The organism is Pantoea sp. JV6, from assembly GCF_025910055.1.
Lineage (GTDB): Bacteria > Pseudomonadota > Gammaproteobacteria > Enterobacterales > Enterobacteriaceae > Pantoea > Pantoea agglomerans.
In genome coordinates, this window is the sequence record NZ_JAPCIM010000012.1 from 267466 (window position 1) to 289481 (window position 22016).

General features: G+C 54.3%; 15 protein-coding genes. 9 read left to right on the forward strand and 6 right to left on the reverse strand.

Annotated elements, in window-relative coordinates; all coding sequences use genetic code 11:
- Window positions 1-38: 38 nt before the first annotated feature.
- From ycaO to pflA, 4 genes are all read left to right on the forward strand, one after another.
- The gene (ycaO, locus tag OK412_RS11545) at window positions 39-1802 is read left to right on the forward strand and encodes a 30S ribosomal protein S12 methylthiotransferase accessory factor YcaO (protein ID WP_010254940.1); all 1764 of its coding nucleotides are present in this window, start codon (window positions 39-41) and stop codon (window positions 1800-1802) included.
- A gap of 373 nt (window positions 1803-2175) precedes the next feature.
- On the forward strand, window positions 2176-3036 hold the full coding sequence (gene focA, locus OK412_RS11550) for a formate transporter FocA (protein WP_010254939.1): 861 nt from the start codon (window positions 2176-2178) through the stop codon (window positions 3034-3036).
- A 71-nt stretch (window positions 3037-3107) separates the two neighbouring features.
- Window positions 3108-5390: a formate C-acetyltransferase gene (pflB, locus tag OK412_RS11555; protein ID WP_033771264.1), complete on the forward strand. Its 2283-nt coding sequence runs from the start codon at window positions 3108-3110 to the stop codon at window positions 5388-5390.
- Between the two features lie 164 nt (window positions 5391-5554).
- The gene (gene pflA, locus OK412_RS11560; RefSeq protein ID WP_010254935.1) at window positions 5555-6295 is read left to right on the forward strand and encodes a pyruvate formate lyase 1-activating protein; all 741 of its coding nucleotides are present in this window, start codon (window positions 5555-5557) and stop codon (window positions 6293-6295) included.
- A gap of 53 nt (window positions 6296-6348) precedes the next feature.
- On the opposite strand, the gene OK412_RS11565 is transcribed toward pflA, so the two are convergent.
- The 6 genes from OK412_RS11565 to lrp form a co-directional block, all read right to left on the reverse strand.
- Window positions 6349-7500 (reverse strand): MFS transporter, encoded by a 1152-nt coding sequence (locus OK412_RS11565; protein WP_187499900.1) that lies wholly within the window; start codon window positions 7498-7500, stop codon window positions 6349-6351.
- Window positions 7501-7818: 318 nt separating this feature from the next.
- Entirely contained in the window at window positions 7819-9111 is a 1293-nt protein-coding gene (gene serS, locus OK412_RS11570; protein ID WP_010254930.1) for a serine--tRNA ligase, read from the reverse strand.
- A 92-nt stretch (window positions 9112-9203) separates the two neighbouring features.
- On the reverse strand, window positions 9204-10547 hold the full coding sequence (locus OK412_RS11575) for a replication-associated recombination protein A (RefSeq protein ID WP_033757131.1): 1344 nt from the start codon (window positions 10545-10547) through the stop codon (window positions 9204-9206).
- Between the two features lie 7 nt (window positions 10548-10554).
- Window positions 10555-11166 carry an outer membrane lipoprotein chaperone LolA gene (gene lolA, locus OK412_RS11580; protein ID WP_003849334.1) on the reverse strand — a complete coding sequence of 204 codons (612 nt, stop codon included), beginning with the start codon at window positions 11164-11166 and terminating at the stop codon, window positions 10555-10557.
- Window positions 11167-11343: 177 nt separating this feature from the next.
- Window positions 11344-14901 carry a DNA translocase FtsK 4TM domain-containing protein gene (locus OK412_RS11585; RefSeq protein WP_264353186.1) on the reverse strand — a complete coding sequence of 1186 codons (3558 nt, stop codon included), beginning with the start codon at window positions 14899-14901 and terminating at the stop codon, window positions 11344-11346.
- 118 nt (window positions 14902-15019) lie between these two features.
- Window positions 15020-15514 carry a leucine-responsive transcriptional regulator Lrp gene (lrp, locus tag OK412_RS11590; protein ID WP_006118610.1) on the reverse strand — a complete coding sequence of 165 codons (495 nt, stop codon included), beginning with the start codon at window positions 15512-15514 and terminating at the stop codon, window positions 15020-15022.
- 520 nt (window positions 15515-16034) lie between these two features.
- On the opposite strand from lrp, the gene trxB reads away from it, so the two are divergent.
- From trxB to infA, 5 genes are all read left to right on the forward strand, one after another.
- Window positions 16035-17003, forward strand: coding sequence for a thioredoxin-disulfide reductase (gene trxB, locus OK412_RS11595; protein ID WP_003849329.1), 969 nt, complete (start codon window positions 16035-16037; stop codon window positions 17001-17003).
- A gap of 143 nt (window positions 17004-17146) precedes the next feature.
- The gene (cydD, locus tag OK412_RS11600; protein WP_033757126.1) at window positions 17147-18916 is read left to right on the forward strand and encodes a heme ABC transporter permease/ATP-binding protein CydD; all 1770 of its coding nucleotides are present in this window, start codon (window positions 17147-17149) and stop codon (window positions 18914-18916) included.
- A complete protein-coding gene (gene cydC / locus OK412_RS11605) occupies window positions 18916-20646 on the forward strand; it encodes a heme ABC transporter ATP-binding protein/permease CydC (protein ID WP_264353187.1) in 1731 nt (576 codons plus the stop codon). The genes cydD and cydC overlap by 1 nt, the downstream gene beginning before the upstream one ends.
- 33 nt (window positions 20647-20679) lie before the next feature.
- Complete coding sequence (gene aat / locus OK412_RS11610; protein WP_010254921.1) at window positions 20680-21372, forward strand: leucyl/phenylalanyl-tRNA--protein transferase; 693 nt, start codon at window positions 20680-20682, stop codon at window positions 21370-21372.
- 345 nt (window positions 21373-21717) lie between these two features.
- Window positions 21718-21936 (forward strand): translation initiation factor IF-1, encoded by a 219-nt coding sequence (gene infA / locus OK412_RS11615; RefSeq protein WP_002211347.1) that lies wholly within the window; start codon window positions 21718-21720, stop codon window positions 21934-21936.
- Window positions 21937-22016 lie beyond the last annotated feature (80 nt).

Genomic DNA, 22016 nt, shown 5'->3' on the forward strand with positions numbered 1-22016 from the left:
CGCTTTACGCACCCTATGACAACTGAGAGAGCGGCACTATGACGCAAACATTTATCCCGGGCAAAGATGCCGCACTGGAAGACTCCATTGCGCGTTTCCAGAACAAGCTGCAGGATCTTGGCTTTAACATTGAAGAAGCATCCTGGCTGAATCCTGTCCCCCATGTCTGGTCAGTGCATATCCGCGACCGCGATTGCCCGCTCTGTTTTACCAACGGCAAGGGCGCCAGTAAAAAAGCGGCGCTGGCCTCCGCGCTTGGCGAGTATTTCGAGCGTCTCTCAACTAACTATTTTTTTGCTGACTTCTGGCTGGGAAAAAAGATCGCTAACGGCGATTTTGTTCACTATCCCAATGAAAAATGGTTTGCGTTACCTGATGATGAGTCCTTACCTGAAGGTATTCTGGATCCACGCCTGCGCGCATTTTACGATCCCGATAATGCCCTGACGGCTTCCGGCCTGATCGATCTGCAGTCCGGGAATACTGAACGTGGTATCTGCGCCCTGCCCTTTACCCGTCAGTCCGACCAGCAGACTGTCTATATCCCGATGAATATTATCGGCAACCTCTATGTCTCAAACGGCATGTCGGCAGGTAATACCGCGAATGAAGCGCGTGTTCAGGGGCTGTCTGAAGTGTTTGAGCGCTACATTAAAAACCGCATTATTGCTGAAGCGATCAGCCTGCCTGCGATTCCTGATGACGTGATGCAGCGTTATCCTGAGGTGATCGAAGCCATTGCACGTCTTGAAGCGGAAGGCTTCCCGATTTTCGCTTATGACGCCTCTCTCGGCGGTAAATATCCGGTTATCTGCGTGGTGCTGTTTAACCCAACCAACGGAACCTGTTTTGCCTCATTTGGTGCTCACCCTGATTTCGGTGTGGCGCTGGAGCGTACCGTTACCGAGTTGCTGCAGGGCCGAAGCCTCAAAGATCTGGATGTGTTTACCCCACCGACCTTTGATGACGAAGAAGTGGCTGAGCATGCCAACCTTGAAACACACTTCATCGATTCAAGCGGCCTGATCTCCTGGGATCTGTTTAAAGAAACTGCGGATTATCCTTTTGTCGACTGGTCATTCGCGGGCAGCACCGAACAGGAATTCGCCACGCTGATGGCAATCTTCGCCTCGGAAGATCAGGAAGTCTATATTGCAGACTACGAACATCTTGGTGTCTATGCCTGCCGCATCATCGTGCCAGGCATGTCTGATATCTACCCGGCAGAAGATCTGTTCCTGGCGAACAACAGCATGGGAGCGGGCATGCGTGAAACCCTGCTGGCCCTGCCTGACAGCAACTGGAATCCGGAAGAGTATCTGGATCTGATTGGACAGCTTGATGATGAAGGCTTTGATGACTTCACCCGCGTTCGTGAGCTGCTGGGTCTGGCGACCGGTAAAGACAATGGCTGGTACACGCTGCGTGTTGGCGAATTAAAAGCGATGCTGGCGCTGGCGGGCGGCGATCTGGATCAGGCATTGATCTGGACAGAATGGACGATGGAGTTTAACAGCTCAATCTTTACGCCAGAGCGCGCTAACTACTATCGTTGCCTGCAGACCCTGCTGTTACTGGCTATGGAAGATGAGCGTGATCCATTGCAGTATCATCACGCTTTCCTGCGGATGTATGGTGAGAGCGCAATGGAAGCAGCCTCCGCCGCGATCAGTGGTGAGAATCCGTTTAATGGCCTCCAGGCTGTTGATGATGAACTGCAGGCCTTCCCGGCCCATCAGTCTCTGCTTGCCGCCTACGAAAAACTGCAAAACGCCAAACGTCACTACTGGAAAAACGCGTAAACCATAACGCGTCAGACTGAAAGCAGACGGCTAACCATGGCACTGGATTTATCTGGTGCCATCATTCCCTACTTTCTCTATGAAACATTAGCTACTTTAAAATTCCTTCCTATTACATCACATCATTTTAATTAACATATAAGCCATTAATTAATAACACAGCCTGAACAAAAAAAGTGGCGCATCACTTTATATTAAAATATTTTTGTATTTTTAAAATAAATTTATTTGTTTATATTCAGTTATTTAACTCATTACTTTCTCATTAATTTGCGACCAGTGGGTTACCACCCTGGCAAACATGATCCATATCAATTACTGACCTATACTCCTTTGTTAGTATTTTTTCAGACAACTTCAGGAGTAAGTTAGTGTGAAAACTGACAACCCTTTTAATCTTTTATTACCCGCCGCGATGGCGAAAGTGGCCGAAGACGCGGGTATCTATAAAGCAACCAAACATCCTTTTACGACCTTCTTTCTGGCAATAAACGCCGGCGTATTTATCTCAATCGCATTCGTTTTTTATATTACAGCGACCACCGGTAGCGGCGCGATGCCCTATGGCATAGCCAAACTGATTGGAGGTATCTGCTTTTCACTCGGCTTAATGCTGGTCGTGGTATGTGGTGCCGACCTTTTTACCTCTACTGTATTAATCGTTGTCGCCAAAGCCAGTGGCCGCATCAGCTGGGGACAGCTGGCCCGCAACTGGATTAACGTCTACGCCGGTAACCTTGCAGGTGCACTCTTCTTTGTCGCCCTGATGTGGTTTGCCGGACAGCACATGGTCGCGAATGGTGCCTGGGGATTAAATGTCCTGCAAACCGCCGACCACAAGATGCATCACACCTTCATAGAGGCGGTTTGTCTGGGTACATTAGCCAATCTGCTGGTCTGTCTCGCCGTCTGGATGAGTTACTCAGGCCGCACCCTGACCGATAAGCTGGTCGTGATGATTCTGCCTGTTGCGATGTTTGTCGCAAGCGGTTTCGAACACAGTATCGCCAACATGTTTCTTATACCCTATGCCATTGCTATTCGTGACTTCGCGACACCTGAATTCTGGCAGGCAGCTGGCACCACGGCGGCACAGTTTCACTCGCTGACCCTCAGTAACTTTATTATCGACAACCTGATTCCCGTGACCATCGGAAACATTATCGGCGGCGGCGTTCTGGTTGGGTTGACCTACTGGGTTATCTATCTCCGTAAAGGTGACCAGGTTCATTAAACGCATTTTTGACGGCACAGGAAGTTGGCTGTGCCCGACCGTAAAGTCTCCTCATATAAGGCAGGTATATTATGACCGAACTTAATGCAAAACTGGCTTCAGCATGGGAAGGATTTGCTGAAGGCGAATGGCAGAATAGCGTCAATGTGCGCGACTTCATTCAGAAAAACTACACCCCATATGAAGGTGACGAGTCATTCCTGGCGGGTGCCACCGAAGCGACCACCAAACTGTGGGAAAGCGTGCTGGAAGGCATCAAAATTGAGAACCGCACCCACGCGCCAGTCGACTTCGACACCGATCTCGCCTCAACCATTACCTCGCACGACGCGGGTTACATCATTAAGCCACTGGAAAAAATTGTTGGTCTGCAGACCGAAGCGCCATTAAAACGCGCCATCATTCCTTATGGCGGCATCAAAATGGTCGAAGGATCATGCAAAGTGTATGGCCGTGAACTCGACCCTTCACTGAAAAAAATCTTCACCGAATATCGCAAAACGCACAACCAGGGCGTGTTCGATGTTTATACCCCGGACATTTTGCGCTGCCGTAAATCAGGTATCCTGACCGGCCTTCCTGATGCTTATGGCCGTGGCCGTATTATCGGTGACTATCGTCGTGTGGCGCTGTACGGCATCGATTTCCTGATGGCGGATAAATTCGCTCAGTTCGCCTCACTGCAGGAAGATTTAGAGAATGGCGTTAATCTGGAAGCGACTATTCGTCTGCGTGAAGAGATTTCTGATCAGCATCGTGCGCTGGCCCAGATTAAAGAGATGGCAGCAAAATATGGCCATGACATCTCCGGTCCGGCTACCAATGCGGTTGAAGCAGTACAGTGGACTTACTATGGCTACCTGGCTGCAGTTAAATCACAAAACGGTGCTGCCATGTCATTTGGCCGCGTCTCGACCTTCCTTGATGTTTACATCGAACGTGACCTTAAAGCCGGTAAACTGACCGAAGAGCAGGCTCAGGAACTGATTGACCATCTGGTGATGAAACTGCGTATGGTTCGCTTCCTGCGTACACCTGAATATGATGAGCTGTTCTCAGGTGACCCAATCTGGGCAACAGAATCCCTGGCAGGTATGGGCGTTGATGGCCGTACCCTGGTCTCAAAAAGTACGTTCCGCTTCCTGAATACCCTCTACACCATGGGTCCTTCACCTGAGCCGAACATGACCATCCTGTGGTCAGAAAAACTGCCGATTAATTTCAAAAAATATGCCGCTAAAGTCTCTATCGATACCTCATCTTTGCAGTATGAGAACGATGACCTGATGCGTGCTGATTTCGACAATGATGACTACGCAATCGCCTGCTGCGTGAGCCCGATGATTGTCGGCAAACAAATGCAGTTCTTTGGCGCACGTGCCAACCTGGCGAAAACGCTGCTCTACGCAATCAACGGCGGCGTGGATGAAAAGCTGAAAATGCAGGTTGGACCGAAAGGCGACAAAATCAGCGACGACGTACTGGATTTCGACACCGTCATGGAGCGTATGGATCACTTCATGGACTGGCTGGCAAAACAGTATGTGACTTCGCTGAACATCATTCACTACATGCATGATAAATACAGCTACGAAGCGGCACTGATGGCCTTACATGATCGGGATGTCTACCGCACCATGGCCTGTGGTATCGCGGGTCTCTCCGTCGCTGCGGATTCACTTTCTGCCATTAAATATGCCAAAGTGAAACCGATTCGTGACGAAGATGGTCTGGCCATCGACTTCGACATTGAAGGCGAATATCCGCAGTTCGGTAACAACGACTCACGGGTAGATGACCTGGCCTGCGATCTGGTTGAACGCTTCATGAAGAAAATTCAGCAGCTGAACACCTATCGTAATGCCGTGCCGACGCAGTCTGTTCTGACCATTACCTCGAACGTGGTATATGGTAAGAAAACCGGTAACACACCAGATGGACGTCGCGCTGGCGCGCCGTTTGGACCAGGTGCTAACCCGATGCATGGTCGTGACCAGAAAGGTGCAGTTGCCTCGCTGACTTCCGTCGCGAAACTGCCGTTTGCCTACGCAAAAGATGGTATCTCCTATACCTTCTCAATCGTACCAAACGCGCTGGGTAAAGATGATAACGTGCGGAAAACCAACCTTGCCGGTCTGATGGATGGTTACTTCCATCACGAAGCCAGCATCGAAGGCGGTCAGCACCTCAACGTTAACGTTATGAACCGTGAAATGCTGCTGGATGCGATGGAACATCCAGAGAAATATCCGCAGCTGACCATTCGCGTTTCCGGTTACGCTGTACGCTTCAACTCACTGACTAAAGAGCAGCAGCAGGATGTGATTACCCGAACCTTCACTAAATCACTGTAATTACTTCTCTACCTGATAAAAAAGGCTCCTCGCGGAGCCTTTTAATTAAAAGTCTGTTCTGGTGGTCATCTCCATCAAGGTTCCCACCAGAATCGATTTCCTGCCCTGAGCGCAACAGAGATTGCGCCGTCTGTCCCGGCAGACTTACTGGAGAAAACATCGCAATGTCAGTTAACGGTCGTATCCACTCATTTGAATCCTGCGGCACCGTCGATGGTCCCGGTATCCGTTTTATCACCTTTTTCCAGGGCTGCCTGATGCGCTGCCTCTACTGTCACAACCGCGACACCTGGGATACTCACGGTGGCAAAGAGATCAGCGTCGAAGCGCTGATGGCGGATGTACTCTCCTATCGCCATTTTATGAACGCCTCTGGTGGCGGCGTCACGGCCTCAGGCGGTGAAGCCATTCTTCAGGCTGAATTTGTGCGCGACTGGTTCCGTGCCTGTAAGGCCGAAGGTATTCATACCTGTCTCGACACCAACGGCTTCGTACGCCGCTATGATCCGGTGATCGATGAACTGCTCGACGTTACCGACTTAGTGATGCTCGACCTGAAACAGATGAATGATGACGTCCATCAGATTCTGGTGGGTGTCTCTAATCACCGTACGCTGGACTTCGCCCGTTACCTGCAGAAAAAAGGCAAACGGACATGGATTCGTTTTGTCGTGGTGCCCGGCTATTCCGACGATGATGACACCGCGCATCGGCTGGGGGAATTCACGCGTGATATGGAGAACGTTGAGAAGATTGAATTGCTGCCCTATCACGAACTGGGTAAGCATAAATGGATTGCGATGGGTGAAGAGTACAAGCTGGACGGGGTGAAGCCACCGAGCAAAGAGACAATGGAGCGCGTGAAAAACATTCTCGCCAGCTATGGCCACGAAGTGATGTACTGAAGAATCTGCCACAAAAAAAGGGAGCTTAACGCTCCCTTTTTGCTGTTCAGCGATCAGGCATGTGCCACTGGCGTAGCCTGATGATTCGCTTTGCGCAGCAGCATCACAAGATAAATCAGCGCCACAGCAGCGATCATCACGAACAGTAGCTGGTCAGAATAATGCTGCATCAGAACAGAGGTCATTGCCGGTCCAGCCAGACTGCCCACGGTATAACTCATCAGCAGTGCCTGATTCATCGCTACCAGTTCATGATGTGCGACCGTCTCGCAAGCCCAGGACATCGCCACCGGATAGAGTGTAAAGCCCGCCAGTCCCAGAACAAATAGCGCTGGCGCCATCGCGGCATTGGTTAACATGGCCATCGCACCCAGGATAACCACAAAGACCTGAACTCGCAGCACCAGCATGCGACCAAAACGATCGGCCAGACGGCCAATTGGCCACTGGCCCACAATGCCTGCGCTGACCAGCAACGCCATCCAGTACCCCACATTGGCATCACTCATTCCCTGATGTGACAGGTAAAGCGGCATCAGGCCATAAAGCGAGCCCAGAAGGATGCCAGAGATAATGCAGCCATTGATGCCCAGGCGTGAGCTACGGCGACGCAGCATCGGCCAGATGCGGGCCGGAGCGGCTTCTGTCGCTTCACCGCTGGCGGAGACGCGAGTAAAGACCAGCGGCAGCACGGCGCAGAAGACCAGCGACGTCACCCACGGAATCACGCTGAGTAATTCCGTAGACAGTTTGCTGACCAGCAACTGGCCTGTCACGGTGCCGATGTAATAGACAACCATATAGGCCGCCAGCAGTTGTCCCCGATTACGTACCGTTCCGCTGCACAGAAGTGCGCTCTCGACCACCACCCACATCAGCGCACAGCCGACACCGGCGATGAAACGCATTGAACTCCATGCCCAGAAACCCGACATCATCGCCAGGCACAGGGTTGCGACGGCAAACATCAAGGTAGCCAGGTAGTAGCTGCGGTTGAAGCCGTAATGCCTGATTAACCAGCCAGCCAGCAGAGTTCCTGCGAGGTTACCGGTGTAATAGGAGGAGCTTACGATGCCCACCTGCCAGGTTGTCAGTAAGTCATGCGTCAGCCACAGTGGAACGAGCGTATTCAGCACGGCGATTGCGACAGTCATTAACATCAGGCCGCAAAGCAGCAATATCACGGGGCGTGACCAGGTTGACATAGGGGATAGAAACCAGAGCAAATGAAGGAAATTGCGCGCAGTTTGCCACTGGCCTTTTTAAAGTCAATGGGCGAATTTTAACGGCAGCACATTTTGCTGTGCGACAATTTAATTTACTAATCTTCAGTGGGTTACAATCGTAAGAAGCGGCAGGTCGCTAAATGCTATCTCTATGAAAAACTAGGTTTTTAGCCATTCCGGCCTGGCTGGTATCGATAACGTTTATTTGTGATTAAATTGAGGCCTGACAGAACAGTTTTTCCGGAGCAATAACATAAAAAAACCCGGCCATGGCCGGGTTCAGAGAGTTACTGTTGCTTAGCCGATAATTTCGACGCCATTCATATAGGGGCGTAAAACCTCAGGCACAGTGATGCGGCCATCTTCCTGCTGATAATTTTCCAGCACCGCCACCAGGGTACGGCCTACGGCCAGCCCTGAGCCATTCAGGGTATGAACCAGACGCGGTTTCTTATCCTGTTTGTTGCGGCAACGCGCCTGCATACGACGCGCCTGGAAATCACCCATGTTGGAACAGGATGAAATTTCACGATAGGTATTCTGCGCCGGTAGCCAGACTTCCAGATCGTAAGTTTTAGTCGATCCAAAGCCCATATCGCCGGTGCAGAGTAAAACCTTACGATATGGCAGGTTCAGCAGCTGCAGCACTTTCTCAGCGTGACCGGTCAGCTCTTCCAGGGCATCCATTGACTGCTCCGGCGTGACGATCTGCACCATTTCAACTTTGTCGAACTGGTGCATACGGATCAGGCCACGCGTGTCACGACCGTAAGAACCCGCTTCAGAACGGAAGCACGGCGTATGCGCGGTCAGTTTAACCGGCAGGCTATCCTCTTCGAGGATCTCATCGCGCACCAGGTTAGTCAGCGGCACTTCCGCAGTAGGAATCAACGCATAGTTGCTGCTGTCTGACTCCTCTTCCAGCGGACGGGTGTGGAACAGGTCTTCGCCAAACTTAGGCAGCTGTCCGGTACCGTAAAGCGTTTCGTGGTTAACCAGATAAGGCACGTAGGTTTCAAGGTAGCCATGCTGCTCGGTGTGCAGGTCAATCATAAACTGACTCAGTGCACGGTGCAGGCGGGCAATCTGCCCCTGCATGACCACAAAGCGTGAACCGGTCAGTTTCACGGCAGACGCAAAATCCAGGCCTTTAGCCGCTTCACCCAGCTCAACGTGATCTTTAACCGGGAAGCTGAACTCGCGCGGGGTACCCCAGCGGCTCACTTCCTGATTTTCGCTGTCATCTTTGCCCAGCGGCACTTCATCAGCCGGAATGTTCGGCAGTGCCAGTGAGAAGTCACGGATTTGATTCTGCAGTTCATCCAGTTCTGCTTTTGCGGCATCCAGGCGTTCGCCCAGCGCGTTCACTTCCTGACGCAGCGGCTCGATGTCTTCCCCACGTGCTTTGGCCTGACCGATGGATTTGGATCGGGAGTTACGCTCTGCCTGCAGATTTTCTGTTTCCACCTGCAACACTTTGCGACGCTCTTCAAGCGAACGCAGCGTTTCCACATCCAGTTTGTATCCCCGGCGTGCCAGTTTTTCTGCGACTGCGTCTGGCTCGTTACGCAGCAGATTGGGATCGAGCATGCTTATCCTGTGTATAAAAAGTTGGTTGAAAGAAGGGACGCATTCCAGCGGAATGCGTTGAAAACATTGCCCACATTACCGTAACGTCTGTTTCAGCGGTAGCGTTTTGTCGGGCTATTTTGATCCTGCTCGGCCAGCCAGCTTAGCTTTTCACCAATCTTGCCCTCAAGCCCGCGCTGGGTTGGGGTGTAATAGCGCGCGCTGGCCAGTTCCTGCGGGAAATAGACTTCGCCAGCAGCATAGGCGTTGGTTTCATCATGGGCATAACGGTACTCTTTACCTAGGCCCATCTCTTTCATCAGCTTAGTCGGGGCATTGCGCAGATGTTCCGGCACATCGTAATCGGGATGGTCGCGCGCATCACGCATTGCGGCTTTAAACGCGTTGTAGACCGCATTACTTTTAGGCGCGCAAGCCAGATAAACAATGGCCTGGGCAATCGCGCGCTCCCCTTCTGCCGGCCCGACGCGCGTGAAGCAATCCCAGGCCGCAATTGCCACCTGCATACCGCGCGGATCGGCATTGCCGACATCTTCGGAGGCAATAGCCAGCAACCGACGAGCCACATAGAGCGGATCGCCGCCCGCAGTGATAATGCGCGCATACCAGTAGAGCGCCGCATCCGGTGCGGAACCGCGTACCGATTTGTGCAGTGCAGAAATCAGATCGTAAAAACGATCGCCTTTATTATCAAACCGCGCGGATCGCTCACCAGAGACTTCGTTAAGCAGCTGCGGCGTCAGTTCCCGCTGACCTGATGCGGTGATTTCGGCCATATCAGCCATCATTTCCAGCGTATTCAGTGCCCGACGTGCATCACCATTAACCAGTTCAGCGATCATCCTGCGTGTGTTGTCCGGCAGCACGATGTCACTGTCCCCATAACCTCGCGCTTTATCCTGCATCGCCTGATCCAGCACCTGCTCAATATCTTCCAGGGTTAGTGATTTCAGCAGGTAAACGCGGGCGCGTGACAACAACGCAGAGTTAAGTTCAAAAGAGGGGTTTTCGGTGGTCGCACCAATAAAGGTAATAGTGCCATCTTCGATATGGGGCAGAAAGGCATCCTGCTGGCTCTTGTTGAACCGATGGACCTCGTCCACAAACAGGATCGTGCGCCGCCCGGCATGTTTATTCTGACGGGCCCGCTCAATCGCCTCACGGATCTCTTTTACGCCGGAGGTGACGGCCGAAATACGTTCCACATCGGCGTTACCGTAATGGGCAATGATCTCAGCCAGCGTGGTCTTGCCGGTCCCGGGAGGTCCCCACAGGATCATTGAATGCAGGTGCCCTGCTTCAATCGCGCGCGGCAGAGGTTTGCCTGCGCCCAGCAGATGTTGCTGACCAATGTACTGTTTCAATGTTTCTGGCCGCATACGCGCGGCCAGAGGTTTGAAATTTTCGGTGGAAAAATCCAGGGACAGGTTACTCACCGTGACCTCACTGACGTTGGTCGTCCACCGTCACGCCTTTTGGCGGTGTGAACGTGAATTTATCCGGGCTGATAGCGCCATTCTGCTGGCTTTTCAGCTGGTAATCGCTGCGCTGGCCATCCTGTTCGATAGCACTGAAGCGGTTGATGGTCCCGCTGGACGTCACCTGGATGGTGAACTGTTTCAGGTTGCCGTCACTGTTCTTAGGTGTCAGTTCAAAATTGTCACCCTGCTGTTTGATATTGTACTGCTTCCAGTCATTTGACTGGTTGCGGGCAATCAGCATAAAGGGCGTGTTGCTGGTCGCATTCTGCAACAGGCTGACTGTCGCCTGCTCAACAAACGGGTTGTAGAACCACAGCGATTTACCGTCGGAGATGATGATGCTTTCGTCCGGCGCGGTCATGTGCCAGTTAAACAGGCTGGGACGTTTTACCCACAATTCGCCTTCGCCGTCCTGCACATTCGCGCCGCTGCTGTCGGTCACTTTTTGGGTGAAGCTGGCGTGGAAGCTGCTGACCTTGTTCAGGCGCTGTTGCAGATCACTGGAAGCATCAGCCAGAACGCTGGCTGAAGAAAAGGTGGCCAACAGGCCCAGAGCGATTACGCGTAATTTCATCTGCTTCAATTCCTTATTTAAACGTTCCCATCGATAACTGCATTAAGCCTGGCCGCCGTTCCGCCATCAGAACAGAGGAAAAAACCGAAAGCTGATTCAGATATGGGGTTTAACCGCATAAAAACAATGAGCCAGTCGGAACTGGCTCATTGCGTTGTGTTTCAAAACATTTAGCCACTACATATCGTGTGGCGGTGGCGACAGCACTTCACGGTTACCATTGTGTCCTGGTGCAGAAACGATGCCCTGCGCTTCCATCTGTTCAATGATACGTGCCGCGCGGTTATAGCCGATGCGGAACTGACGCTGAACGCCTGAAATCGACGCACGGCGCTTATCGACCACAAAACCGACCGCCTGATCGAACAGCGGATCGAGCTCTTCATCACTGTCGATGCCACCGGCATTTTCGCTCTCTTCGCCCGCCGTAATGCTGTCGATATATTGCGGACGACCACGCGCTTTCCAGTCCTGAACCACTGCATGCACTTCCTGGTCACGAACAAACGCACCGTGAACACGAATCGGCAGCGAGGAGTTCGGCGGCATGTAGAGCATGTCACCCATACCCAGCAGTGACTCCGCGCCGCCCTGATCGAGAATGGTACGTGAGTCAATTTTGCTGGAAACGGTAAAGGCGATACGCGTCGGAATGTTCGCTTTGATCAGGCCGGTAATGACATCCACAGATGGACGTTGTGTCGCCAGTACCAGATGGATGCCGGCAGCACGGGCTTTCTGTGCCAGGCGGGCAATCAGCTCTTCCACCTTTTTACCGACTGCCATGATCAGGTCAGCAAACTCATCGACCATCACCACGATGTAAGGCAGTTTCTCCAGAACCGGCGGCGTCATATCCATGCTGTCGCCCGGCTTCCAGAACGGATCGGGAATCGGACGACCCATCGCTTCGGCCTGTTCCACTTTTTCGTTGTAGCCCGCCAGATTACGCACGCCCAGCGCCGACATCAGCTTATAGCGGCGCTCCATTTCACCGACGCTCCAGCGCAGCGCATTGGCAGCATCCTTCATGTCTGTGACAACTTCGGTCAGCAGATGCGGAATACCTTCATAGACCGACAGCTCAAGCATTTTCGGGTCGATCATGATGAAGCGAACTTCTTCCGGCGTCGCCTTATACAGCATGCTGATAATCATGGCGTTCACGCCCACAGACTTACCGGAACCGGTGGTACCGGCGACCAGTAAGTGTGGCATTTTCGCCAGATCGGCCACCACCGGCTGACCGGCAATGTCTTTACCCAGCACGACGGCCAGCGGTGAAGGGTTGTCGCGGAATTTAGGGCAATCCAGCACTTCACGCAGATAGACGGTCTGACGATGCTTGTTTGGCAGTTCCAGACCTACGTAAGGTTTGCCTGGGATTACTTCCACCACACGAACCGCTACCGTCGACAGCGAACGCGCCAGATCGCGGGACAGATTGGAGATTCGCGCTGCTTTCACGCCCGGTGCCAGGTCGAGTTCGAAGCGGGTAATAACCGGGCCAGGCGAGATACCGACCACCTCCGCTTTGACGCGATAATCGCCTAAGCGCGACTCCACCAGACGGGCCGTCTGCTCCAGCGAGAACATATCAACCGGCTCTTCCTCTTCAGGCGGTGCGGTCAGCAGATCCAGCGAAGGCAGTGGCGTGGAAGGTTTCTCCAGCGGCTGCTCATGGCGCATCAGGAAAGGATGAATCAGGCTGTCATGCAGTGAAGGTTTCGCCTCTTCCACCGGCTGAACCGGCGCTGCCGCTGGCGTGCCATAGCCAGACGCAGAGTACGCCGGAGCCTGAGGAGCCGCAGGGGCACCATAAGCGGGCGCAGAGGTTGCCGCAGGCGCAGCATAGTCAGGTTCAGACGGTGCTGCCGGGGCGCTATAGGCAGGCTCTGCCGGAGCAAAGCTGGCTGGTGCAGGAACATGAGCCGGAGCCTGAGGTCTTGAAACCTCACTCACCTGCTGCCAGGGTTCGTGTGAAACCGCTGGGGCTTCAGGTTCTGGCGTCGCAGCAATGGTAAACAGCGGTTCAGAAGGACCGTCATCCACCAGATCTTTCATCGGTGAAAAATCAAACGCTGAGGCGGTATCAATATTGAATACCGGCTCTTTTTTCACTTCTGGCTCATAGCGCTGCTGTTGCTGCTCGGCGAACTGACGCGCCAGTGCATCCTGCTGCTGTGCATCCTGTTCATCTTCCTCGTCCTGCTGCCAGCTGGTGCCGTAACGCTGCTGCTGTTCAGACTGGAAAGCCTGTCGCAGTTCAGCCTGCTGCAGCGCCTCTTCAGCATCCGGAGCAGAGGAAACGGAGCCAGCACTAACCGGTTCGGTCTCTTCCGTTTTCGCTTTCTCTTCTGCCATGCGCTGGGAAGGCAGCTTAATGCCATAAGAGGCCAGCTCACGACGGGTTGGCAGTTTTACCGGGTTAGGACGCGGCAGTGCCGGGCCGATACCTTGTTTAACCTGCGGATTGAGATTGGTTTCAGGGGCTAAATCAAAAACAGGCGCAGTACGCGTTGTTGCCTGGGCTGCCGTTGCAGCGGATGCAGCGGCTGCCGATGCCGCAGGGATGGCTGACGTATCCCGCCAGTTACCCATTTTAGGTTCATCATCGTCGTAAGCACTGAACGACGGCGTAGCCGGAGCGTCGTCTGGCATTTCAAAGTGATAAAGCGGTGGTGAGTCTGCGGGTGCAGAAGCACTCTGCGGCGGCGTCGGGGAATTCGCCACACTCTGCGGAGCTGGCGCGCTCTGTGCGTACGCAGGCGCAGGTTGTGCAGACGGCGATGCAGGGATGGATGTCGCTGACGCGGCAGGCGCCGAAGCTGTAACCGCAGCAGCAGCAGCAGCAGGTGCGGTTTCAGGTGCAGGCGTCACCGTGGCTGCAGGGGCGAGGGTCACCTCGGCGGCTTCAGCGGTGGCCGCGACTGCCGCACTGGTGGCTGCTGCAGCTTTAGCCAGCAGCGGATCCTGTTGTGACGCCGCAGGCTCAGCAGCTGCACGTGGGGCAGAAAGCAGCACATCATCATCCTGATCGGCGGCATGAAGCTCAGGCACATCCGCGTATTCACGCGCGTCCCGCCCGTCATCCTCTTCCTGCCAGGGTTCATCGTGACGTGAGCGGTTGCTGGCAAACGTCAGTACGCCCATGACTACGCCACCAATTCTTTCTGCAATGGTGAGCCATGACCAGCCAGTGTAAAGGGTAATGCCCGCCGCCCAGACGCAGAGCAGCATCAGCGTGCCGCCAGCCGGACTGAACCAGGGTGCAATAGCATTACTGACCAGGCTGCCGATCACGCCGCCCGAAGCAAAGTACCAGATATCATCAGCGTTCAGCGCCGCCATACCACAGGTCGTCACCACCAGCGCGAGGACGCCAATTAAGCGCAGCCCGACGGCAAAGTAGTCAAAGTAGTCCTGGCTGTCGCGCTGACGGAAAGCAATCCAGCACAGTCCCAGGATGACGGGCGGAATGGCATACGCCATCACACCAAAGATGAAGAGTAAGGTGTCAGCCAGCCAGGCACCGACGCTGCCGCCGATATTATGGATAGGTTCATGCCAGGCCGTTTGCGACCAGCTCGGGTCGGAAGGGTTAAAACTGACCAGAGAAACCATCAGGTAGATGGCAAACAGCGCCACCAGAATGAGCATTGCTTCCAGCAGACGACGTCCACTGCTCATCGATTGTAACGAAACGTCTTTATCTTCTGTATATTCCTGGCTCAAGAGGACTCTCCAGGTGCCTGTAAAGTAAGAAGCAACAGCGCCGGGCGAGCCCGACGCTGATCCTGTATGAATGCACAGGAGTGTACCGAAATCTCACAGGTTTTGCACCTGCCCCGCATCAGCGAGTTTTGATCACCAGTCGATTGCTCTGTTTAACCTCTTCCATCACCACATACGTACGCGTGTCGTTTACGCCCGGCAGGCGCAACAGGGTTTCACCCAGCAGCTTACGGTAGGCTGACATATCAGGTACGCGCGTTTTCAGCAGGTAGTCGAAATCGCCGGAAACGAGGTGACACTCTTGAGTTTCCTCAAGTTTTTGCACAGCGGCGTTAAATTGCTCAAACACATCCGGTGCACCACGATTCAGAGTAATCTCAACGAACACCAGCAGCGACGCATCCAGATAGTGCGGGTTCAACTGCGCGGTGTAGCCAAGAATAAATCCCTGACGTTCGAGACGACGCACGCGTTCAAGACATGGCGTAGGCGATAAGCCTACGCGTTTGGAAAGCTCTACGTTTGAAATGCGACCATCTTTCTGAAGTTCATTCAGAATGTTCCTGTCAATTCTGTCGAGGTCTTTCCCGGGGCGTTTCTTATTGTCTACCATTATTATTGTCTCTCTTAATTCCTTCCCTTTACCTGCCACGCCCTGAAAACGCTCATTGTTCGGGGCATTTCTGAAGTGAGCTAACAGAGCCTGTGTTCTGACACCTATCGATATGACGCATGTTGTCTGTCCACAGCATGCGTCATTATCCATATCAGGCTGCTTTTATTCGGTGTTACGTGCAAAACGGGCGATGAAAACCTGTTTTGTTCCGATAAATGTTATTCGCTTCTGATAATGTTTTCGCAAAAGCGCAGGCGATTGTCAAAGTAAAATCACCAAATTCAGGACAAGATGCCAGACAGTCCGCTGGGTATCTGTTTTTAAATGAATATTTTTCCACTATTGCACCCCTCTAACCCGAGTTTTGCCCCCTTTTGGCGCATTGGCCAGGCAAAACCGTCGCTCATCGTCTACGCCGTTTGCAGCTATCGTTAACAAAATTGCCTAAGCCTTGTCATTGTCGCCGGATATTCCCTACAATCGCAGGCTATGTCAGCCGAATGAAACTGAGGAACGCATGAGTACGGCCAAACACAGTAAGTTACTCATTCTGGGCTCCGGCCCAGCGGGTTATACCGCAGCCGTTTATGCTGCACGCGCCAACCTGAACCCGGTACTGATTACGGGTCTGGAAAAAGGCGGACAGCTGACCACTACCACCGAGGTAGAGAACTGGCCGGGCGACCCGCACGATCTGACAGGTCCATCGCTGATGGAGCGGATGCATGAGCATGCCGAAAAATTTAATACTGAGATCATTTTCGATCACATTCACACCGTCGATTTGCAGAACCGTCCGTTCCGCCTTACGGGTGACAGCGGCGAATACACGGCAGATGCCCTGATCATCGCCACCGGTGCGTCAGCGCGCTACCTCGGTCTGCCTTCCGAAGAGGCCTTCAAAGGCAAAGGCGTCTCTGCCTGTGCAACCTGTGACGGCTTCTTCTATCGCAACCAGAAAGTCGCGGTGATTGGCGGTGGCAACACGGCTGTGGAAGAGGCGCTCTACCTGGCGAATATTGCGGCTGAAGTGCACCTTATTCACCGTCGTGACAGCTTCCGCGCAGAGAAGATCCTGATCGACCGCCTGATGGAAAAAGTGCGCAATGGCAATATCGTGCTGCACACCCATCGCACGCTGGAAGAAGTGGTGGGCGATCAGATGGGTGTCACCGGTCTGACGCTGCGTTCTACCCAGAACAGTGATGAGACAGAAGCGCTGGAGGTGGCGGGTCTTTTTGTTGCTATCGGACACAGCCCGAATACGGCCATTTTTGAGGGTCAGCTGGCGCTGGAGAACGGTTACATCAAAGTTCAGTCAGGTCTGCACGGCAACGCCACTCAGACCAGCATCCCTGGCGTCTTTGCGGCAGGCGATGTGATGGACCATATCTATCGTCAGGCGATCACCTCTGCGGGCACCGGCTGTATGGCCGCGTTAGACGCTGAGCGCTTTCTTGACGGACTGGTTAAAAACGATCAGTAAGTTGTTAACCCTCTGATCTCAAATGTTCCAGGCGACGGTTTTTCCGTCGCCTTTTTTATTGCTCTCATGCTAGATTCTTGCGCCTGAAGAGATGGAAATGTCTTTCCATTTTCACCCGTCATCGACATTCATCATGGTCTCGCATGGACAAATCGCGGCAGCAGCATCTTACCCGCTGGCTTCGTCAGCAACGTCATTTCGCCGGTCGCTGGTTGCGACTCAACACCCTGCTGGGCATGGCAAGTGCACTTCTGATCATTGCTCAGGCGGGTTTACTGGCCTCGCTGCTGCAGGCTCTGATTGTTGACCAGCAGCCGCGTGAATCCCTGACTGTCAGCATCCTGCTGTTACTGCTCTGCTTTGTGCTTCGCGCCCTGATTAACTATGCCCGTGAACTGACCGGTTATCGTGCCGGGCAGGCTATCCGTCAGGCTTTACGTCAGCAGGTATTAGACCGATTGTCTGATCTGGGGCCGGCGTGGATTCAGGGAAAGCCAGCCGGCAGCTGGGCGACGCTGCTGCTGGAGCAGATCGAAGAGATGCAGGAGTATTACGCGCGCTATCTGCCGCAGATGACCCTGGCGGTTCTGATCCCCTGCTGCATTCTGCTGACTATTTTTCCGCTCAACTGGACGGCGGGTCTGATCCTGTTTGCCACCGCGCCACTGATTCCGCTATTTATGGCGCTGGTCGGGATGGGTGCGGCCGAGGCTAACCGCCGGAACTTCCTGGTGCTGGCCCGCCTGAGCGGTAACTTTCTCGACCGCCTGCGCGGCAGAGAGACGCTGCGGCTGTTTCATCGTGGCGCAGCGGAGCAGCAGGCGGTTGCCGCCGCCACCACCGATTTTCGCCAGCGCACCATGGAAGTGCTGCGCTTAGCCTTTCTCTCCTCTGCCGTGCTGGAGTTTTTTGCCTCGCTGGCGATTGCCGTGGTGGCCGTCTACTTTGGTTTCTCCTATCTGGGCGAATTGCATTTCGGTGATTACGGCCAGGGCGTAACGCTGTTTGCCGGCTTTCTGGTGCTGATCCTCGCCCCGGAGTTTTTCCAGCCGCTGCGCGATCTCGGCGCTTTCTATCACGCCAAAGCCCAGGCTGTAGGCGGTGCCGATGCCCTTGAAGCCTTTATGCAGGCGACGCCTGCCACCGCGCCGCAGGAAGGCCAGTTGCCCTTCACTGCCGATCGCTCAATCGCACTTACCGCCGAAGATCTGCGTGTCTGTGCGCCTGATGGTCATGTGTTGTGCGGCCCGCTCTCTTTTACTGTCGTCCCTGGCGAACAGATTGCGCTGGTCGGTCAAAGCGGGGCCGGTAAAACGGCCCTGATGAACGCCCTGCTCGGTTTTCTGCCTTATCAGGGTTCGCTGAAAGCGAATGGCGTTGAACTTCGCGATATACGACGGAGTGACTGGCATCAGCAGCTCAGTTGGGTAGGACAGAATCCTCAGTTACCGGCCGCCACCTTGCGCGACAATATCGTGATGAATGCGGCCTGGGATGACGAGCGTTTTGCGGCGCTGCTGGAGTCGTGCGGCATTAATGAGTTCCTGCCTCGGCTGCCCCAGGGCATTGACACCCAGCCCGGCGATGGCGGTAATCAGCTGTCGGTGGGTCAGGCGCAGCGGGTCGCGGTCGCGCGCGCACTCTATAAATCCTCGCATTTTTTGCTGCTCGATGAACCCGCAGCCAGCCTGGATGCGCTCAGTGAACGTCATGTGATGCTGGCACTTAACCAGGCGGCAGCCCGCCAGACCACGCTGATGATAACTCATCAGATTGATACGCTAAGTCACTGGCAGACCCTCTGGGTAATGGAAGCCGGTAAGCTGGTGCAACAGGGTAACTGGCAGCAGCTGTCGCAACAGCCGGGTGCGTTCAGTGAGATGCTGAAGCATCGTCAACAGGAGATTCGCTGATGTCCGCCTTGCGTCCTTTTCTTCGTCTCTGGCTGCGCCACCCTTATCGCCTGGTGCTGGGCATCGTGCTGGCGATTGTTACCCTGCTGGCCAGCATCGGCCTGCTGACGCTTTCAGGCTGGTTTCTGGCCGCCTCGTCAGTGGCAGGCGTAGCCGGTCTCTATACCTTCAACTATATGCTGCCTGCGGCAGGCGTACGTGGCGCCGCCATCATTCGCACTGCCGCACGCTATGCTGAACGGCTGGTCAGCCACGATGCAACATTCAGGGTTCTTCAGCATTTGCGTGTCCACACCTTCAGTCGCCTGATGGCCCTTTCGCCAGGCCAGCTTTCGCGGTTCCGGCAGGCGGATCTGCTCAACCGCTTCGTGGCCGATGTCGATACGCTGGATCATCTCTATCTGCGCGTCATCTCGCCGCTGATCGGCGCACTGGTGGTGATTGTCGTGGTTACCCTCGGAATGAGCTTTATCGATCTTCAGCTTGCACTGACGCTGGGCGGCATCATGCTGAGTACCCTGGTGGTGATGCCAGCGCTGTTTTACCTTCTGGGATCGCCCGCAGGCGGCGCGATTGCCCGTGGGCGCGCCCGCTGGCGCTTACAGCTGATGCAGTGGCTGGCGGCTCAGGCTGAACTCACCCTGTACGGTGCCTCGCGGGACTGGCGTCAGCAACTTGATGAAGATGAACAGCGCTGGCAGCAGGCTCAGAGCCAGCAACAGCGCTTGCAGGCTGCGGCACAGAGCCTGCTGCTGCTGATCAGCGGCGTAACCGTCACACTGTTGCTCTGGCTCAGTGCGGCGACAATCAGCCAGCAGCAGTTGCCCGGCTCGCTGATTGCCCTGGTGGTGTTTTGCGCGCTGGCTGCTTTCGAGGCGCTGGCACCAGTTGCGGGGGCCTTTCTGCCCATGTCACAGGTGATCAATGCCGCTCAGCGGGTCAATGACATTATCGATCAGTCACCCGCTATCACCTTTCCGGCAGATTCAGATGCCCGGCCAGGACGTCTCGCAGTCGATATCGATCAGCTCGACTTCAGCTATCCCGACCGCCCGGATAAGGTGCTGAACCGCTTTACCCTTAAGGTGGCAGCCGGTGAACACATTGCACTGCTGGGGCCGACCGGCTGCGGCAAATCGACTCTGCTGGCGCTGTTAACCCGTGGCTGGGATAGCCAGCACGGTGTCATCAGCCTGAATGACCTGCCGATCACCGCATGGTCAGAGCCAGCGCTGCGTCAGCGCATCAGTGTAGTGACTCAGCGGGTGCATCTCTTCAGTCAGAGCCTGCGTGATAACTTACTGCTGGCCTGTCCCGATGCTACTGATGAGCAGTTACGCCGCGTGCTGAATGACGTCGGCCTGCAGCGCCTGCTTGAGAGCCCGGAAGGATTAAACGCCTGGATGGGAGAAGGCGGTCGCCCGCTGTCAGGCGGCGAACTGCGTCGGCTGGCGCTGGCGCGTGCGTTACTGCATAACGGCGATCTCTGGCTGCTGGATGAACCCACCGAAGGACTGGATGCCACAACCGAGCAGCATATCCTCACCCTGCTGCAGCGGCTGACCGCTGGCAAGACCGTAATAATGGTCACCCACCGGCTCAGCGGCCTGGAGCAGATGGATCGCATCTGCGTGATGGATAATGGCGTGATTGTGGAACAGGGAAGTCATGCCGAATTAATCTCAAAAGCGGGTCGGTACTGGCGTTTCCGGCAGCGGATTGCGCTATAGTCTTAGCGAAATGCTGATAGGTAACATAACGCGATGAGACTGGTACAACTGTCACGGGAATCTTTGCAATTTCCCCCACCGGAGATGGCGCTGCGCGAGCCAAACGGCCTGCTGGCCATGGGGGGTGATCTCTCCCCTGCCCGGTTACTTAACGCTTATCAGCGCGGCATCTTTCCGTGGTTTTCTTCTGGCGACCCGATTCTCTGGTGGTCGCCCGATCCCCGTGCAGTGCTGTTGCCTGAGCAGTTTCATCTCAGCCGGAGCATGAAGCGTTTCCACAGCCGTTCGCCCTATCGGGTGACGATGAATGAGTCATTTGCCGAGGTGATCGAGGGCTGTGCCACCGGTCGTGAGGAAGGCACCTGGATCACCTTTGAAATGAAGCGCGCCTGGTTGCGATTGTATGAACTGGGCCACGCCCACTCCATTGAAGTATGGGACGAACATCAGCTGGCAGGTGGCATGTATGGGCTGGCGATGGGGCAAATCTTCTGCGGCGAATCAATGTTCAGCCGTCAGCAGAATGCGTCAAAAACCGCACTTTGGGTATTTTGTCAGCATTTCCTCAGACATCAGGGCCGTCTGGTGGATTGTCAGGTACTTAACCCTCATACGGCCTCTTTGGGGGCGCAGGAGATCCCGCGCGCTGACTATCTGCAATATGTACAAAGCCTTGCGTGCCAGCCTGTCAGCGATGGCTGCTGGCAGACACAAACCCTTTTTTAGTCGCACAGAGATGTTTTGCACACATAAAGGCGTATTAAGTGGTATAATGGTCGAGTTTGGTATGTCGTCCGCGCTTCGCAATAACGAGCCGGAATTGCCAGGCTGGGAATCTCAACGCACTCTCGGAACTGTTTTCAATCGTGCGCGTGTAACCGGTTGATACAGATTCTTAGCCCGCTAATCCCCCGCAGACGTCACATAAACACCCTAATTTTACCGGATGCGCGCGACTGACGTGCACCCCGGCAAAGCGTTGGCAAAATCGCCGACGGTTCTTTACATAAATCGTTGAATTGGGCATTATCTTGCCGGTTCAACTGAAAGGTAGTACACCCAGAGGATTCGATGGCCAAAGAAGACAATATTGAAATGCAAGGTACCGTACTGGATACGTTACCTAACACCATGTTCCGCGTAGAACTTGAGAACGGACACGTGGTTACTGCTCATATCTCCGGTAAAATGCGCAAAAACTACATCCGCATCCTGACGGGTGATAAAGTGACCGTTGAGCTGACCCCGTACGACCTGAGCAAAGGCCGCATTGTCTTCCGTAGTCGCTAATTTGCAGTAATCTCATCGCTCTGCAATTTGCAGCGAAAAAAAAGGCCGGATTTTAATCCGGCCTTTTTCATATCTGCAGC